Consider the following 17103-nt stretch of genomic DNA (forward strand, 5'->3'; position numbering starts at 1 on the left):
GTATAATGTCGGTGTATATTTTGAAATAACCAGGGAAATGAAAAAGGGGAAAGTTTAATATGCGAAGTGACAAGTATAAAGCAACCAGTGGTAAATCCTTGAAAATCGGGAAACGGGAGCTGGCGCTCACGCCAAAGAATATCATTAAGATCATTCTTCTGGTGATTCTGGCTCTCATTGTCGCTATGGTCATCTATGCCGTAGTATGTATTGCCACTGCGCCGAAAATCGACACCAGCAAGATCTACGAGACGCTGAGCGAGGCCTCGGTAATCTACGATCAGGACGGGAAGAAAGTAGATACCGTATACTCCGATCAGAACCGCGTGAATGTGAAATACGATGATCTTCCGGAGAACCTTGTCAACGCCTTTGTCGCGCTGGAGGATAAAACCTTCTGGAAGCATCACGGCTTCAACTTCATCCGCGTCATGGGCGCAATTAAGAGCTCCATCACATCAGGCGGTCAGGTCAGCGGCACCAGCACCATCACACAGCAGCTGGCGCGAAACGTCTATCTGACATCCTCGATGTCTCAGCACACGATGAAGCGAAAAATCATCGAGGCGTGGTATACCGTGAAGCTCGAGCGCAACCTGAGCAAGAAGCAGATCATGGAAGCCTATCTGAACACCATTTACCTCGGCTTCGGAAGCTACGGCGTAGAGGCTGCGTCCGAGGCCTACTTCGGCAAGCACGTTCAGAAGTTGACGCTGGCACAGTGTGCGGCTCTTGCCGCTATTCCTCAGTCGCCGTCCAACTATGCTCTGGTAGAGCTTCTGGACCCCGACGCAACGCCCGGCAGCGGCACCGTTCTGAAGCGTAGCAATGAAGGAACCTATGTCATGAACGACACCAGCAAGGACCGCCGCGATACCTGTCTGGCGCTGATGAAGGAACAGGGGTACATCACCTCCGCCCAGTATAAGAAGGCCACCGGCACCAGTCTGAAGAAGATGCTGAATGTCAACTTCAACGCAAACAGCTCGGGCATCGCCTACTTCACCGACTACGTGGTGGAGCAGGTCATCTCGGATCTGCAGGACAAGCAGGATCTCAGCTATGACGAGGCGTGGGACAAAGTATATAAAGGCGGTCTGAAGATCTACTCCACTCTGGATCTGAAGGCGCAGAAAACCATTCAGAAGGAATTCCGCAACGACGCGAATTTCCCCTCGATCACAAATATCAGCTACGACGGCAACGGAAATATTCTGAACAAAAACGGCGCTGTGGCGATGTACAAATACAGCAACTACATCAGCAACGGCCGGTTCACCTTCAAATCCAGCGAGATTACGAAGAATTCCGATAATTCTCTGACCATCAAGGCCAACAAACGGCTGAATATTTACAAGACGACCGCCAACGGACAGACGGATTACAGCATCGAGTTCCCCACCATGTATCAGTGGGCGAACGGAAAGCTGTACTCCATCTCCGGCGGATATATCAACATTCCTCAGCAGTACAAGACCCTTGACAGCAAGGGGAACGTAATCGTGTCCGCCAAATTCGTGACAAGCAAGGCGGGAAAGAAATTCTTCCATAAGAAGAACGGCCGCTATTATATCACAAAGGACGGTTACACAGTGAATCAGAAGGTCGTGCAGCCTCAGGCCGCCATGACAATCATTGAGAACAGCACCGGCGAGATCAAGGCGATGGTCGGCGGAAGAAAAACCCGGGGCAAAATGCTCTACAACAGAGCGACCGAGCCGCGGCAGTCCGGATCTTCGATCAAGCCTCTGGCGGTATACGGTGCGGCGCTCCAGCAGAGCGTGGAGGAAATGCGCGAAGGGAAGAAGCATACCTTTGTCAACTATAACATCGACAGCCAGGGAACCAGCGGATGGGGCGACTACATCACCGCGGGCTCTACCGTCGTGGACGAGCGGACCACCAACAACGGCACCACATGGCCGGCCAACGCGTCCGGCTCCTACAGCGGCAGACAGACCTTCCGCTCCGCGCTGCGGAACTCTATCAACACCTGCGCGTATAAGATCTTCATGCAGGTCGGCGTGGACTACTCGGTCAAGATGGTCAAGAAGTTCGGAATCACGACGCTGGTGACCACCGGCAGCACCAACGACCTGAACGCCGCGGCTCTCGCTCTCGGCGGACAGACCAAGGGCGTCACCACACTGGAAATGGCCAACGCCTTTACCACCTTCCCGAACAACGGGACCAGAGCCAAGACGCCGATCTGTTATACCAAGGTCACGGACGGTGACGGGAACACCCTGATCACCAAGACCGTCAGCAAGGTCCGGGTGCTCGACAAGGGAGTTGCCTGGATCATGACCAACCTGCTGAAGGGCGTTGTGTCCGGCGGTACCGGTACAGCCGCTGCCGTCACGGGTACGCAGGCCGGAGGTAAAACAGGAACCACCAGTAACCAGTATGATATCTGGTTCGACGGTTTCACGCAGAACTACACTGCGGCACTCTGGATCGGAAACGACATCAACATCTCCCTCACCAGCATGTCCGGCTACGCGGCGTCCCTGTGGGGCAAGATCATGAATCAGCTTCCTGAAGCAGTCAAGGGCTCGTACAAAGGAATGCCCGGCGATGTTCAGTATGTCAACGGAGAATACTACGTCAAGGGGACGTACAGCTACAGCGGCTATTCCACCGGCAGAAGTACAACCGGCAACAACACCGGCGACGATAACGACGACAATAAGAAGACCCAGAACAATAACGGGAACAACAATAACAACAATAACAACACGACTGCTGACAACGGAAATAACAATAATACAAACAACGGGAACAACACCGACGACGATGAATGATCCGTCGTCGGAAAATCCGGAACGCTGCGGGAAGACATCAGAAAAGGTTTCTTCCCCTGCGTTCCGGATTTTTATTGCACAATAAATCCCCGCGTCTGCGCCGCGGGGATACCGTATTTGTTTATTCAGCGCCCAGCTTCTGACGGAACTCCCGGACACGCTGTGAAAGATCCTCTGCGCCGAAGACAGCGGATCCCGCAACAACGATATCCGTTCCGGCCTCCACGATTTCCTCCGCATTCTCAAGCTTGGCTCCGCCATCGATTTCAATCTCAAATTCACAGCCGTATTTTTCCCGGATCTCCACGAGCTTCCGGACCTTTTTCATACAGGAACGGATGAAGGACTGCCCGCCGAAACCCGGATTAACTGTCATCACAAGAATCAGATCCGCATATTCCAGAATATCCTCCAGCATGCAGATGGGCGTTGCCGGATTGACAGCCACCCCCGCTCCGACGCCATAGGAGCGGATATGCTCCACCGTGCGGTTCAGATGCGGACACGCCTCCTGATGAACGGTGATGAACTCCGTCTTCTCCGTGACAAAATCGCCGAGATACCGGTCCGGATCCTCAATCATCAGATGAACATCGTAGGGGGCGGTCTCGAAGTCGTTCAGACTCTTCATCACAGACGCTCCGAAGCTGATATTCGGCACGAAATGCCCGTCCATAACGTCAATATGCATATAATCGGCTCCGGCCGCCGAGACAATTTCCGTCTGTTCGCCCAGTCTGGCAAAATCCGCCGACAGAATCGATGGTGATAGCTTAGCCATAGATATTCCTCCTCTTCTCCTTCAGTTCCTCAAAATTGCGGATATAAGACTCATAACGCAGGGGATGAATCTCCCCGCGGCGCACAGCCTCCCGGATTCCGCAGCCCGGCTCATGGATATGATGACAGTCGTCGAATCTGCAGTTTCCGAGCCGTTCACAGATTTCCGGATAGCAGGCGTCCAGTTCGTCCTCCGTCACATCGGACAGGTCGAAGGATGTAAATCCCGGCGTGTCATACAGCATACCGCCGCCGGAAAGCCCGAAGATTTCCACATGTCTCGTCGTATGCCGTCCTCTCCCCGTCTTGTGACTCAGCCCGGACGTTTCCATGCCGGCGTCAGGAATCAGCAGATTCGTGATGCTGGATTTTCCGACGCCGGAAGGACCGGCCAGCGCGGAGGCCTTCCCGGCGATTTCCGCCTTCAGCTCCGCTATTCCCTCTCCGGTACAGGCGCTGACCCGCAGAACGGGATAGACGCCCCGGTAGCGGGATGTCAGTTCACCCGCCTCTTCCTCCGTAACCAGATCTTTTTTGTTCATGCAGAGAACAGGCGTTACTCCTTTGCTCTCCGCGGTAATCAGAAATTTATCGATCACATCGAAATTCGGCGAGGGCTCCGCCGGAGCAAACACGATAACCATGCAGTCAATATTGACGACGGGCGGGCGGGAAAACAGATTCCTGCGGGGCTCCACCGCATTGACGACTCCGTCGCCGTCCTCCAGCACCTCGATCTCCACAAGGTCTCCGACCATGGGGGTGATGCCCTCCTTCCGGAAGATTCCTCTCCCCCGGGTCCTGACGATACCCTGCTCCGTCCTGATATAATAGAATCCTCCGATTCCTTTTATGATCCTTCCTCTCATCAGGCGCACGGCTCCTTAATCATCCGAATCCTCCTCCGGATTATTCCCCGGATTATCCGGATCCGTAGACGGCGCGCCCTTACTGATCTTCAGACTGACCGACGCTCCCTTCGACACCTTGGTTCCCGCGCCGTACTGCTGCCACATGACGGTTCCCTTGCTGTACACCGTGCTCTCCTCATACAGGATCTTTCCTGTCGTAAGTCCGTAGCTCGTCAGCTTGGCCTTTGCCTCGGTGAAGCTCAACCCGGTCAAAGACGGCACAGAAATCTTTGTTTCCTCAACCGTCTTTTTACCGCTGCAAACGACGATATTCACGCTGGTGCCCTTCTCCTTCACCGTATTAGCACTCGGATCCTGACTGATGATCTGTCCCTTGGAATAATTATCGCTCTTTGCGTAGTCTACGCTCCCGAGCTCAAATTCGCCGTTCTCCTTCAGATACGATGTGATCTCATCCTTATCGTAATATTTTCCGACCAGATTCGGAACAGAGCCGGTTTTCTTTCCCGCACTGAGGTTCACAACGACCGTAGTCCCCTTTTTCACCTTCGTGTAGGCGGCCGGTGACTGCTTCGCCACATTGCCGGCGTCAATGCTGTCACTGTTGACCTTGTCGCCCTTCTCAATTTTCAGTCCCGCGTCCTCCAGCGCCTTTCTGGCTTCCGAATAGCTGAGATCCGTTACTGACGGTACGGTAACCTTGCCGAAACTGAGAGTGTTCGTCGCAAACAGCACGCCAAGGACGCCGGCGATCAGCAGAAGCGCAATCAGAAGAATGATGGGCCATTTTTTCCGCCCCTTCTTTTTGCCTTTCTTCTTGCCTTTCCCGTCAGTATCCTCCTCGGAGTCCTGCACCGCCGCCATCGGAACGGGATTCTGCTGCGGTCTGTAATTTCTGTTATCGCTGGCCGCAAACACAGAGTCGCCGACCATATTTGTCACAAATTCAATATTCTTCAGCTCCGCAAGCATCTCATCCGCGTTTCTGTAGCGGTTGGACTGGAATTTATCTGTGGCCTTCATGACCAGCTTCTCCAGCTGCGGCGGGATTCCAGGAACGAGCCGGGAGGGCGGCGTGATCTCGTCATTGATGTGCATCAGCGCCACCTGAACCGGATTCTCGCCGTCGAACGGAACCGTTCCGGTCAGCATCTCGTACAGAACAATTCCCAGAGAGTAGATATCGGAACGCTCATCCACGTATGCTCCCCGGGCCTGCTCGGGAGAAAAGTAATGAACCGAGCCGATAATCTTGCTGGTTTCCGTCAGAGTGGAATCGCTGACCGCCTTGGCGATACCGAAATCGCCCAGTTTGGCGGTTCCCTCTGTGGTAATCATGATGTTATGGGGCTTGATGTCCCGGTGGATGATGTTGTGCTTGTGCGCCAGACTCAATGCAGAGGCAACCTCCTTGGTGATCTCAATGGCCCGCCGGTAATCCATCGGAGCCTGCTCTTTAATGATCTGACTCAGCGGTTTTCCGTCCACAAGCTCCATGACGATGAAGTGGATATTGCCCTCATGTCCGACGTCGTAGACGCTGATGATATTCGGATGCTGCAGCCCCGCCGCCGCCTGAGACTCCCGGCGGAAGCTGTCCACGAACTGCGCGTCTTTGGTATACTCCGGACGCAGGATCTTGATCGCGACAAAACGATTCAGAAGACGGTCCTTCGCTTTGTACACAACGGCCATGCCGCCTTCTCCGATCTTTTCGATCAGCTCATATCTTCCTACTAATAATTTGTTACTCATCTAGGTCATCCTCCGTGATCTTCAAGCAGATTATCGTAATGTTATCGTTGCCTCCGTTCATGTTGGCCATTTCTATGAGGTCGTAGCATGTGTCTCCCATCGTTTTTCCTTCCGAGAGCTTGCTCACGATATCGTTCTTCTTTACCTCCCCGTACAATCCGTCTGTACAGAGAAGGATGATATCATCTTTCATGACCGGCGCGATGAAAAAATCCGATTCGATTTTCGGTTCCGCGCCGACGGCCCGGGTGATCATGTTTTTATTCTCATGGGACTCCGCTTCCTTTTCTGTAATCACTCCGGCCTTCACCAGACTGTTTACGTAGGTGTGGTCCTCCGTGATCTGCTCCAGTCTTCCTTTGCGATAAACATAAGCTCTGCTGTCCCCCACATTGGTAACGTACATTTTGTTTTTTCTGATAAACGCGATGACCACTGTCGTCGCCATCCCCCGGTTCTGTTCAAACCTTCTGGAGTTCTCCAGAACACGGAAGTTGATTTCCCTCACACAGGTGTCGAAATATTGATGGATCTGCCCCGGCGTCTTCAACGCGTCCACAGGATGGCGATCTACATAATCGATGATCCCCGTCACTGCGGTTCTGCTCGCGATCTCTCCGGAGTTGCTGCCTCCCACGCCGTCTGCGATCACAAAAACCCTGTCCCGGGGCATGACATAGCAGGCGTCTTCATTGTTGCTGCGCATCCTGCCCTTGTCGGTTCTGAAACCTATGTCCATAGATTTGGCTGACTCCTTTCCATCAGTACTTTTTCTTGAGCTTGCAATAATAGAATCCGTCGGTGCCTTCCCCGTTCGGCATCAGCTGCCGGCTGTGAATCAGTCGGAAATTGCTGTTGTTTTTCAGGAAATTCTCCACAACATCCGCATTCTCTATTTTATTGACTGTGCAGGTACTGTAAATGATATACCCGCCCTTCTTCAGATATTTCGATGAGGTCTGCAGTATCTGAAGCTGTTTTTTCGCCAGATCTCTGCCTTCGTTCTTTACCTTTCTGTATTTGATCTCAGGTTTCCTGCGGACAACGCCAAGACCCGTACATGGCACGTCACAGATGACCTTGTCCGCGGTCTCCACAAGATCGGTTCTCAGTTCCTCCGCGTTATTCAGCGCGGTATGGATAATATCAATCCCCAGACGCCGCGCATGTTTCTCAATCGCCTCAAGCTTTTTTTCATAAATATCAAAGGAATATACATTCCCCGTATTCTCCATCATTTCCGCGCAGACAAAGGATTTCCCGCCCGGCGCAGCGCACACATCGATGACCGTGTCTCCCGGCCGCGGCTCCAGAGCCTCCACTGAAGCGGCTGAACCGGCGTCCTGCACAAAGAACAGTCCTTCCGTGTATTCCGGAAGTTCCAGCAGTCCGTGTCCCTCCAGCGTCAGCACATTCTTCGAAACCTGACTGTAATACGCCTGTATGCCTCTTTCTCCCAGCCGCACCCGCAGCTCCTCCGGCGTCGTTTTCAGTGTATTGACGCGGACGGTAAACGGCGGGACCAGATTGCTTGCCGCCATCAGAGAGGCCGCGCGTTCCTCGCCGTACTGATCCAGCCACAGCTTTGTGATCCAGGGATCAAAGGAGTACGCCGCACTGAACCGCTTCACCGGATCCTCCTCGTGAATCGGCTGTTTCAGCGTTTCCCGGCTGCGCTGAAAATTCCGGAGCACGCCGTTAATCATCTTTGTCTGATAAAAGCAGAATTTCTTCGCCATCTTCACGGTTTCATTCACCGCAGCGTAATCCGGAACAGAATCCATAAACATCAGCTGATAAATTCCCATGCGCAGAAGCACATGGGGCTCCGCGTCCAGTTTCCGGAGTCCTCTTTTCACCAGCTGCTCCAGAAGATAGTCCAGATACAGCTTGTTCTCGAGAACGCCGTAGACCAGATCCCTGACGAACGCCGGGGAATCCGGCTTCATCGTCCTGATCTGATTGTTCAGCTCGATGTTTGAATAGCTCGTGTTCTTCTCCATCCGAAGCAGCGTATAGTAGGCTGTTTTTCGGTTGATATCCATACAGACCTCTCTTTGTTATCAGGAAAGTGTCCGCGGTCAGTCGCTGTTCCTCAGAGCGATCAGGCGCAGAAGATTTGCCGCCGCTACAGCAACCGCCGCTACATATGTCATTGCCGCCGCCCGCAGCACTCTGCGGGATCCCTGCATGTCCTCCGGCATCACCAGCTGCATCGCCTCCATCTGCTTCAGCGCCCGGCGGCTCGCATTGAATTCCACCGGCAGAGTAATCAGATGAAACGCGATGACAACGAGAAAAGCCACGACGCCGATATTAAACAGCAGATTCCCGATCGCGGAAGTGCCCGGGTCTGCCGCCAGCAGTGCGAATCCGATAATAATCAGAATCCAGGATGCGCCGGAAGCGAAATTCACGACCGGCACGATTCCGTTCCGCACCTTGAGAGGAACGTAATTGCGGGCATGCTGAATCGCGTGCCCCGCCTCGTGACAGGCTACGCTCACCGCGCTGACCGACGGCACGTTGCATACAGGCTCCGACAGATTCAGTGTTCTGGACCGCGGATCGTAATGATCCGTCAGACTTCCGCCGACGGCCCGGATCTGCACATCCTGCAGCCCGTTGGCGTCCAGAACTCTGCGGGCGGCCTGCGCCCCTGTCAGCCCGTTCTGATTTCTCACCCTGGAATACCTGTTGAAAACGCTCTTCACTCTTCCCTGCGCAATGAACGCGAAGATCATTGCCGGAATCAGAATGACGACCGTTGGATCAATCCCATATCCGTAATACATAAATATACTCCTCCTTATAAGTCAGTATACCATGAAATCCCTTCCTGTTGCATCAAAATCCTTTATTTCAGTACATCGCCGGGCAGTATTCTGTGCCCCCGGAGAAAATCCGCCGCCGCAGTGCGCCGTTTGCCGGGAAGCTGAAGCTCGGTTACCCGCAGGAGCTTTCCCCCGCAGCTGACGTCGATGCTGTCGGAATGAACCGCCGCCACAGTGCCCGGCGGAAGCTCACAGCGGGTGTCGGGACATTCGGCCCGCCAGATTTTCAGCGTTTTCTCTCTGTATGTACAAAACGCGCCCGGCCACGGGTCGAACGCCCGGATCTGCCGCTCGATCTGCCGCGGATCACGGCAGAAATCGATTTTCCCGTCCTGCTTTTTCAGCAGAGGCGCGAACGTCGCCTCCTCTTCCTTCTGCTTTGTGTATACGGCCTCCCCCGACTCGATCTTCGGAAGCGTCTCAGCCAGCAGATCCGCCCCAAGAACCGCGAGCTCGTCGTGAAGCTGCTCAAAATTCTTGTGATCCACCTCGGTCTCCGCCTTCGCGATCATGTCGCCGGAATCCAGCCCCTGCTCCATCCTCATGATGGTGACGCCGGTTTTCTCCAGCCCGTTCAGAATCGCACGCTGCATGGGAGCAGCGCCCCGCAGCTGAGGCAGAAGGGATCCGTGTACGTTGAAGCAGCCGTACCGGGGAATATCCAGAACATCCTGCTTCAGGATCTGCCCGTAAGCGACGACGATGACGGCGTCCGGTCTGTAGTCCCGGATTTTCCGCCGATCCTCCTCACTGTCCTTCAGACGTTCCGGCTGAAGAACCTCGATTCCGTACTCCAGAGCCGCCTGTTTCACCGGCGAAAATGTCACCTGCTTCCGGTTTCTGGCCCGATCCGGCTGGGTGACTGCAAACCCGATCTCATGACCGGCTTCGATCAGCTTGCGCAGCGTCGGGACGGCAAAATCCGGAGTTCCCATAAAAATCAGTTTCATACGCGGTTATTCCTCTTCTCCCGGTTCCTCTTCCATCACAGGCTCATGAATGTCGGTGGCCTTGTCCGTATAAAGGATTCCGTCCAGATGGTCGTATTCGTGGCACATCACTCTCGCATGAAAATCCTCAAACTCATATTCCTGCCAGTTTCCGTCCAGATCCTGAGCTCGCATTCTGATCTTCTGCGGCCGTTCCACCGTGCCGACCAGCCCCGGAACGCTGAGACATCCTTCCTCGCCTGTCTGACTTCCCTCTTCTTCAAGGATTTCCGGGTTAATCATGAAATAGACCTCCCCCGGTGCGGGCTCCGCCACGAACATCCGCCGCATCACGCCGACCTGCGGTCCGGCGATTCCGACGCCCTGCTCCTGACGCATAGTCTCCAGCATATCCTCCATGGTTGTGCGGATCCGGTCAGTGATTTCTGTGATTTCGCGGCAATGCTTTCTGAGTATCGCATCGCCTTCCTTAACTACATGTCTGATTGCCATTGTTCCTCCTGTGTCTGTTACAGCATGCTGTATGGATTGACGTCAATCGTCATGCTGCATTCGATTCTGTTCTTTGTCATCTGCTCCGCGAAGAAGCGGAGATAGTATATGTACCGGCCGCGCTCCCCCCGGGGACTTTTAATCAGAATATGGTAGCGGAAGCTGTCCTGCCCCTTGAAATTTCCGGAAAGCTTCGGCGCGAATATGCGTTCCGCACCGGGCAGACCGGCCCGAATCAGGTAGTCCTTGCAGCGATCCGCCTGGCCGCTGGCCAGTTCCTCCGTCCCCGCGGTGAATTCCGCCGCGATCAGATCGCTGAAGGGCGGATAATTCATGAACCGGCGGACCATGATCTCCTGCCGGAAAAAGCTTTCATAATCGTGTTCTGCAGCCGCCAGCAGTGCGAAATTATCCGGGGTGCCGGTCTGGACGATCACTCTTCCCTGCCTCGTTCCTCGTCCGGCCCTTCCGGCCACCTGAGTCACCAGCTGAAAGGTCCGTTCTGTCGCGCGGTAATCGGGAATGTTCAGACTCACATCCGCCGCTACCACGCCGACCAGTCCGACATTCCGGAAATCCAGTCCCTTCGCCACCAGCTGCGTTCCGATCAGGATATCCGTTTTCCCTCTGGCGAAATCGCTGATGATTCTGTTAATCTCCCGCGTCTTCTTCGCCGTGTCCAGATCCAGACGGCTCACAACGTAATCCGGAAACTGACGGGCGGTGAACTCCTCCACCTGCTCCGTTCCCACACCGGAAAAACGAATGTTTTCTCCTCCGCAGGACGGACACCGGGCCGGAACCGCGAATTTCTTTCCGCAGTAGTGACAAACCGCGGCGTTTTCTTTTTTGTGATAGACCAGCGAGATCCCGCATTCCGGACATTTCAGCACCTCGCCGCATTCCCTGCAGGCGATGAACGTTGAATATCCCCGCCGGTTCAGAAACAGGATCACCTGTTCCCCCGCGGCCAGTGTCCGCTTCATCTCATGGCAGAGCTGATTGCTGAACATCGTCCGGTTCCCGCACCGCAGCTCCTTCCTCATATCGACGATTTCCACCACGGGAAGAGGAACCGCGTTGTACCTGTGCTTCATCTCCAGAAGAGAATAGATTCCCTCCTTCGCCCGCTGGTAGGAAACCACAGAGGGCGTGGCGCTTCCCAGAAGCAGCACTCCGTGGTAATGCATCAGCCGTCTGACCGCAACGTCGAGTGTCTCGTACTTCGGCGTCTGGTCGGATTTATAGGTCGCTTCATGTTCCTCGTCCAGAATAATGACGCCGATATTCTCCATCGGGGCAAACACCCCGATCCGCGCTCCGATCACAATTCTGGCCTCGCCGCGGCGGATCCGCGTCCATTCATCGAAGCGCTCCCGACCCGTGAGCTTGCTGTGCATCACGGCGATACTCTCCTTGCCGAAACGTCCGATAAACCGCTCCACGATCTGCTTTGTCAGCGCAATCTCGGGAACGAGCATGATCGCTCCCTTCCCCATCGCGAGAGCCTGCCCGATGGCCTGCATATAGACCTCGGTCTTGCCGCTGCCGGTAACGCCGTGGATCAGAAACCGCTCCTCCCGTCCCTCGCGGATCGCCGCGCCGACGGTATCAGTCACCCGCTGCTGCTCGTCTGTCAGGGCTTCCACCGGCTGCGATTCTCCCCGGGCGTTTTTATAGGGTTCCTTTTCCTTTCCCGGCGCAGGGGGCTTTCCGTGGGGCACAAAGCATTTTACGCCGTCCATGTACCGGATCCCGTAGCGCCGGCGCATCCAGCATATGGTCTCAATCATTTCTCCGTTCAGAGAAAGACTGCCGTCCACGCTTTCAATCCTCCGGATACGGGCGGGATCTATCTCCGGCTCCACGCCGGTCTGGAAAACAAATCCGCGCCGGTAGCCTTTTCTCCTGCCGAAGGGAATGTTCACCACCTGACCCGGGGAAAGGGGCTCGTCAGAGGCGTAGGTATAAAGCTCATCCGTATGTCTGCTGTTATTGTCTACGACAAGATTGACATAGTTCATCCGAATTCTCCGCTACAGCAGGAAAATTCCGTGTCTCCTGCACTCCTCTGTCATCTCCTGCGGCCAGACGGATACCTGAACCTCGCCGATATGCGCCTTGCGCAGGAAATACATACACAGTCTGCTCTGTCCGATACCGCCGCCGATGGAATACGGAAGCTCATCGTTCAAAACAGCCCGGTGATACGGCAGCTGACGTCTGTCCTCATTTCCCGCGAGCTTCAGCTGACGCTCCATGGCCGCGGCGTCCACGCGGATACCCATGGACGAAATTTCAAAGGCCCGGTTCAGTACATCGTTCCAGAGGATAATATCTCCGTTCAGTTCCCAGTCGTCGTAGTCCGGAGATCTGCCGTCGTGCTTCTCGCCGGACCGGAGCGCGCCGCCGATTTTCTCGATGAAGACAGCTCCGTGATCCCGGCAGATCAGGTCTTCTCTCTCCTTCGGTGTCTTGTTGGGATACAGATCCTCCAGCTCCTGCGCCGTAATGAAATAGATCTCATTGGGAATCTCCGTCTGTACATCGCGGTAGAGCCGGTTTACATAGTCGCCGAGATTTTTGACCGCATTGTAGATCGTCGTAACAGTCTCGTGAAGGTATTCCGTGGAGCGCTGCTCCTTTGTGATAACCTTCTCCCAGTCCCACTGATCCACGTACACCGAGTGAAGATTGTCCATCTCCTCGTCCCGGCGGATCGCGTTCATGTCCGTGTAAATTCCGTGTCCCGGCTTGATTCCGTACTTTCCGAGGGCGTAGCGTTTCCACTTGGCCAGGGACTGCACAATCTCCACGCGTTTCTCGTCCATGTCCTTCAGCGTGAAGTCCACCCGTCTCTCCACGCCGTTGAGATTGTCGTTCAGTCCCGATTCAGGGATGACGAACAGCGGCGCAGAAACCCGGCGGAGGGAGAGACCGTAGGCCAGCTCCGACTGGAAGTAATCTTTGATTTTCTTAATGGCTCTCTGTGTTTCCAGAGGGTTCAGCAGTGCTTTGTAGCCTTCAGGCAAAATCAGTTCAGACATATATTTTCTCCTTGTCAATAAATTATTATCGTAATCTAGTCGTTTTTGGAAAACAGACACCCGCAGTAATTCTGCCGATACAGTCCGTATTCCCTGGAAAGCTGTACGCTGCGCTGGAAGCCGGCCTTTTTCTTGAAGTCGCGGTCCAGATACTCAATCCCGAACTCCGTCGCAAGCGCCCGGCCGATTTCGGAAATTCTGCGGTAATCCTTGTGCGGGCTGACAGTGAGAGTCGTGCCGAAGATCGGATAACCGTGCTCCGCGGCAAACGCGGCGGTTCCTGCCAGGCGCATCTGAAAGCATACGGTGCACCGGGCGCCTCCCTCCGGTTCCTGTTCCAGTCCGCGGACGCGTTCCAGGTACCGCTCCGGATCGTAGTCGCCTTCAACAAAGGTTATATGGCCGCGTTCTCCCGCCGCCCGGCGATTGACCGCGTCAATAAAGCGGATCTGCTCCGCCTTGCGTTTCTCGTATTCCTCCCGGTCCGTAATACACGGATTATAAAAAAAGACTGTAATGCTGTAATCCGGCAGCAGCCGCTCGATTACAGCGGTACTGCACGGCCCGCAGCAGCTGTGCAGCAGAAGATTTTTCTGCTCCAGACGGCTCCCGACGGGATCAAACCGGCATTCTGTCCGGCTCTGACCGCAGTATGCGAGACCGCAGTCGCCGGCTTCACGTTTTTTCTCCGTCATACTTCCTCCAACGCTTAAAATCACTTCACAATCATAACAATTTATTATATCATAAAAATATGCTGAAAGGAAGGAAAAAGGGTGATGACAAAGGGATGTAAAGTGAATTCTGAAGGGAATTGCGAAGTGACTGCTGAAGTAAATGCTGAAGTGAATGAATATGGGGAATCTCTGCGGATTAACACCATCGGCCGATGGCTGAAAAGCCGCTTCGGTCAGAAGATGGTGAAACTTGCTCTGGACGGCGGCTTTACCTGTCCGAACCGGGACGGAACAAAGGGATGCGGCGGCTGCCTGTTCTGCGGAACAGGCGGGGGCGGCGATTTCGCATCCACCGTCGAGGACCAGATCCGCCTTCTGTCGGACAAATGGCCGGATGCCGGACATCTCGCCTATTTCCAGAACCATACGAACACTTATGCGCCCGTCGAAGTGCTTCGGGAGAAGTATTCCGCCGCGCTGAATTCGCCCGGCATCCGCGGCCTGGTGATTGCCACCCGCCCCGACTGCCTGCCGGAAGATGTTCTGGAGCTTCTGGATCAGATAAACCGTGAACATTTCATGTGGCTGGAGCTGGGGCTTCAGACCGGCAATGAAACCACCGCCGGGAGAATCAACCGGTGTTATGACAATTCCGTTTTCGAGTCCGCCATGTGCAGACTGCGGGAGCTCCGGATCAGGGCAGTGGTTCATCTGATTCTGGGGCTTCCGGGGGAAACCCGGGAGGACATGATGGAATCCGTACGGTATGTGTCTGAAAGCGGCGCCTGGGGAATCAAGCTGCATCTGCTGAACGTGGTCCGGGGGTCACGTATGGCAGACGAATATCCCGGGTATGTTCCCTTTCAGAGTATGGAAGAATACATCGATCTGGTCTGCGATATTGTCGAGATGCTGCCCCCTGAAATGGTGGTCCACCGCCTGACGGGAGACACGCCCCGCAGGGATCTTATCGCACCGGAGTGGAGTTACCGCAAGCGGAGCATCCTGAACGGCATTTATGCCGAGCTCCGCAGACGCGGCACATATCAAGGGTTCAGGAGCCCCTCACGATCTTGACCGTATAGGTCCGTTTCAATCCGGAAGATGCCGTACACACCACCTTGAACGTATTGGTTCCCGACGAAAGAGATTTCTTTCCTGTTCCTGAAACCTTCGCGGAGGTTCTGCTCGCCGCGCCGGCGGAAATCGTCGCCGAGGACACACTTTTGCCGACATAGACCGTAAACGACTTCGTATAACTCTGCGATGAGCTGCTGATCTTCGTGTAGGTTCTGCCGCCGGCCGTGACCTTCAGGGTCTTCAGATAATAATTATTGTCCTTTTTCCAGCTGGAGGACGGAACCTTGCAGGCGCTCGACGGCATATTTTTATAAACGGGGATATAGAATACGATCTTTTTGTCGTAAATCTTGTATTTCTTATAACTGGACGCGGTGGATACCGATGTGTTCCGCGGCGCGTAGACCGCCGTCATATAGACGTGAGTTCCTACCCTGCTCAGTCCGTTCATCACATTGAAATGCTCCAGATAGGCGCAGCTCTGGTTATTTGCGATAAAATTCGAAGCGATGTACTTCGCCCCTCCCCGGATCGCTTTGTCAATGCTGGTCCAGGGACGGAGATAACTGGAGCCGCTTCCCGCGTACCGGATACCGTTGGACGCGCCGCCGCTGGCGGAATCGTAGGCGCCGATGTTGAACACGTTATACACCTTCCGGCCACTGACCGTTCCGCTGTTGATTTTAGAGCCCTGCTCCTCCAGCGCCTTGGCAGTCAGATAGACAGGACTGATGTTGTAGCTCTTCGCCGCCGTGACGAAGCTTCCGGAATTTTTGTAGAGGTAGCTGTTCCTTCCCTTCGTCATGGTCTTCACCATGGAAAGCGTCTGATAAGAGGAATGGTACCGGTTGTCTTCAAACATGAACACATGCGTGTCATCCAGCCAGTTCCTCGGGTCCATATAAAATTCCACGCACCCCTCGGAGGCGGCGATGAACTTCGCTCCGTCCTTCGGCGCGTACCTGTTGGTCAGATAGTTGTAACAGCCTTTCTCCACAGAGCGGTAGGAGTACGGGAAGGTCGTGTAGACCAGATTGGTTCCCGTCCTCTCTGTCATCCGAGAGACCGCATCCGACCAGTCCAGTCCTGTGTTTACCGCCACAAATTCCCATTTTGGATGCGCTTTTTTCAGCGCGGCCAGTTTCTTTGTGTAACTGGAAGGAAAGCCCTTAAAGGACGTTGTGGACGTAGATGAGGAGGATGAGCTGCTTTTCGAGGAGGACGAGGATGACGTGCTCTTCGAAGAAGACGCGGTCGATGAAGTCGAACTCAGCTTGACGTAGCGGGCAATCACATAATAGTATTTGGAGCCGACCTTGATTTTATACCACTTCTCTCCGTTCCGGTCATAAGCGGTCAGCACCACCTTGACTGATTTTCCTTTTTTATAGACAGTCTTCTTCGCGTAGCTCCAGCCGGCGCCGGCCCGGATGTTGACGTCCGCTGTAGTCTTGCCCGACACGGTGACACTGTCTGCGTATTTCACGAGATCCGAACGGATGTATCCCTTATAACTGCTGATATAATACCACTTGTATTTCGCTTTCGTGCTTTTTTTCGCCGTGAAATATTCCGCCTTGATAGAGAATTTCTTACCCTTGGACAAAGTCCTGACCTGCGCAGAAGACACCGACGCGGAAGCGCGGATAACGGATGCGGTCTTTGCTGTCCCGGAGGCAGCAGGCTTCGACGCAGCGAAAACGTCCGTGCCGCACATCATCATCGCGAGGATGATTCCGAACAGTGTCACGGATATCGTTCTGACACGGGTATTCTTTTTTACTGAAATGATCATATTTACTCCAAATCCGG

The 17103-nt window shown here is 54.4% G+C and carries 14 protein-coding genes; 2 read left to right on the plus strand and 12 right to left on the minus strand.

The window, feature by feature from the left end:
- Positions 1 to 59 precede the first annotated feature (59 nt).
- Entirely contained in the window at positions 60 to 2804 is a 2745-nt protein-coding gene (locus tag BHK98_RS02235; RefSeq protein WP_075712013.1) for a transglycosylase domain-containing protein, read from the plus strand.
- Between the two features lie 121 nt (positions 2805 to 2925).
- Here the strand turns inward: BHK98_RS02235 and rpe are convergent, their stop codons facing one another.
- From rpe to BHK98_RS02290, 11 genes are all read right to left on the minus strand, one after another.
- Complete coding sequence (rpe, locus tag BHK98_RS02240) at positions 2926 to 3585, minus strand: ribulose-phosphate 3-epimerase (protein WP_075712014.1); 660 nt, start codon at positions 3583 to 3585, stop codon at positions 2926 to 2928.
- On the minus strand, positions 3578 to 4453 hold the full coding sequence (rsgA, locus tag BHK98_RS02245; RefSeq protein ID WP_075712015.1) for a ribosome small subunit-dependent GTPase A: 876 nt from the start codon (positions 4451 to 4453) through the stop codon (positions 3578 to 3580). The genes rpe and rsgA overlap by 8 nt, the downstream gene beginning before the upstream one ends.
- A gap of 15 nt (positions 4454 to 4468) precedes the next feature.
- The gene (gene pknB, locus BHK98_RS02250) at positions 4469 to 6211 is read right to left on the minus strand and encodes a Stk1 family PASTA domain-containing Ser/Thr kinase (protein WP_075712016.1); all 1743 of its coding nucleotides are present in this window, start codon (positions 6209 to 6211) and stop codon (positions 4469 to 4471) included.
- On the minus strand, positions 6204 to 6950 hold the full coding sequence (locus BHK98_RS02255; protein WP_075712017.1) for a Stp1/IreP family PP2C-type Ser/Thr phosphatase: 747 nt from the start codon (positions 6948 to 6950) through the stop codon (positions 6204 to 6206). Before BHK98_RS02255 ends, pknB begins: the two co-directional genes overlap by 8 nt.
- Before the next feature lie 22 nt (positions 6951 to 6972).
- A complete protein-coding gene (rsmB, locus tag BHK98_RS02260; RefSeq protein ID WP_075712018.1) occupies positions 6973 to 8256 on the minus strand; it encodes a 16S rRNA (cytosine(967)-C(5))-methyltransferase RsmB in 1284 nt (427 codons plus the stop codon).
- Positions 8257 to 8292: 36 nt separating this feature from the next.
- Positions 8293 to 9006, minus strand: coding sequence for a zinc metallopeptidase (locus BHK98_RS02265; protein WP_075712019.1), 714 nt, complete (start codon positions 9004 to 9006; stop codon positions 8293 to 8295).
- 62 nt (positions 9007 to 9068) lie between these two features.
- Positions 9069 to 9995 carry a methionyl-tRNA formyltransferase gene (gene fmt / locus BHK98_RS02270; protein WP_075712020.1) on the minus strand — a complete coding sequence of 309 codons (927 nt, stop codon included), beginning with the start codon at positions 9993 to 9995 and terminating at the stop codon, positions 9069 to 9071.
- A gap of 6 nt (positions 9996 to 10001) precedes the next feature.
- The gene (gene def / locus BHK98_RS02275; RefSeq protein ID WP_075712021.1) at positions 10002 to 10487 is read right to left on the minus strand and encodes a peptide deformylase; all 486 of its coding nucleotides are present in this window, start codon (positions 10485 to 10487) and stop codon (positions 10002 to 10004) included.
- A 17-nt stretch (positions 10488 to 10504) separates the two neighbouring features.
- Positions 10505 to 12511 (minus strand): replication restart helicase PriA, encoded by a 2007-nt coding sequence (gene priA, locus BHK98_RS02280; RefSeq protein WP_075712022.1) that lies wholly within the window; start codon positions 12509 to 12511, stop codon positions 10505 to 10507.
- A 12-nt stretch (positions 12512 to 12523) separates the two neighbouring features.
- Positions 12524 to 13534 (minus strand): aspartate--ammonia ligase, encoded by a 1011-nt coding sequence (gene asnA, locus BHK98_RS02285; RefSeq protein WP_075712023.1) that lies wholly within the window; start codon positions 13532 to 13534, stop codon positions 12524 to 12526.
- Between the two features lie 35 nt (positions 13535 to 13569).
- The gene (locus BHK98_RS02290; protein WP_083628012.1) at positions 13570 to 14229 is read right to left on the minus strand and encodes an epoxyqueuosine reductase QueH; all 660 of its coding nucleotides are present in this window, start codon (positions 14227 to 14229) and stop codon (positions 13570 to 13572) included.
- A gap of 84 nt (positions 14230 to 14313) precedes the next feature.
- Between BHK98_RS02290 and mnmL the strand changes: the two genes are divergently transcribed.
- Positions 14314 to 15288: a tRNA modification radical SAM protein MnmL/YtqA gene (gene mnmL, locus BHK98_RS02295; protein ID WP_083628013.1), complete on the plus strand. Its 975-nt coding sequence runs from the start codon at positions 14314 to 14316 to the stop codon at positions 15286 to 15288.
- Here the strand turns inward: mnmL and BHK98_RS02300 are convergent.
- Positions 15266 to 17086, minus strand: a complete 1821-nt coding sequence (locus tag BHK98_RS02300; RefSeq protein ID WP_075712024.1) for an N-acetylglucosaminidase — start codon at positions 17084 to 17086, stop codon at positions 15266 to 15268. The two genes, mnmL and BHK98_RS02300, sit on opposite strands and share 23 nt — an antisense overlap.
- Positions 17087 to 17103 lie beyond the last annotated feature (17 nt).

The sequence above is a fragment of the Hornefia porci genome (assembly GCF_001940235.1).
Lineage (GTDB): Bacteria > Bacillota > Clostridia > Peptostreptococcales > Anaerovoracaceae > Aminicella > Aminicella porci.

Coding starts and splice junctions, on each gene's coding strand:
- BHK98_RS02235 (WP_075712013.1), top strand. CDS start 60: ATGCGAAGTGACAAGTATAAAGCAACCAGTGGTAAATCCTTGAAAATC.
- rpe (WP_075712014.1), bottom strand. CDS start 3,585: ATGGCTAAGCTATCACCATCGATTCTGTCGGCGGATTTTGCCAGACTG.
- rsgA (WP_075712015.1), bottom strand. CDS start 4,453: ATGAGAGGAAGGATCATAAAAGGAATCGGAGGATTCTATTATATCAGG.
- pknB (WP_075712016.1), bottom strand. CDS start 6,211: ATGAGTAACAAATTATTAGTAGGAAGATATGAGCTGATCGAAAAGATC.
- BHK98_RS02255 (WP_075712017.1), bottom strand. CDS start 6,950: ATGGACATAGGTTTCAGAACCGACAAGGGCAGGATGCGCAGCAACAAT.
- rsmB (WP_075712018.1), bottom strand. CDS start 8,256: ATGGATATCAACCGAAAAACAGCCTACTATACGCTGCTTCGGATGGAG.
- BHK98_RS02265 (WP_075712019.1), bottom strand. CDS start 9,006: ATGTATTACGGATATGGGATTGATCCAACGGTCGTCATTCTGATTCCG.
- fmt (WP_075712020.1), bottom strand. CDS start 9,995: ATGAAACTGATTTTTATGGGAACTCCGGATTTTGCCGTCCCGACGCTG.
- def (WP_075712021.1), bottom strand. CDS start 10,487: ATGGCAATCAGACATGTAGTTAAGGAAGGCGATGCGATACTCAGAAAG.
- priA (WP_075712022.1), bottom strand. CDS start 12,511: ATGAACTATGTCAATCTTGTCGTAGACAATAACAGCAGACATACGGAT.
- asnA (WP_075712023.1), bottom strand. CDS start 13,534: ATGTCTGAACTGATTTTGCCTGAAGGCTACAAAGCACTGCTGAACCCT.
- BHK98_RS02290 (WP_083628012.1), bottom strand. CDS start 14,229: ATGACGGAGAAAAAACGTGAAGCCGGCGACTGCGGTCTCGCATACTGC.
- mnmL (WP_083628013.1), top strand. CDS start 14,314: ATGACAAAGGGATGTAAAGTGAATTCTGAAGGGAATTGCGAAGTGACT.
- BHK98_RS02300 (WP_075712024.1), bottom strand. CDS start 17,086: ATGATCATTTCAGTAAAAAAGAATACCCGTGTCAGAACGATATCCGTG.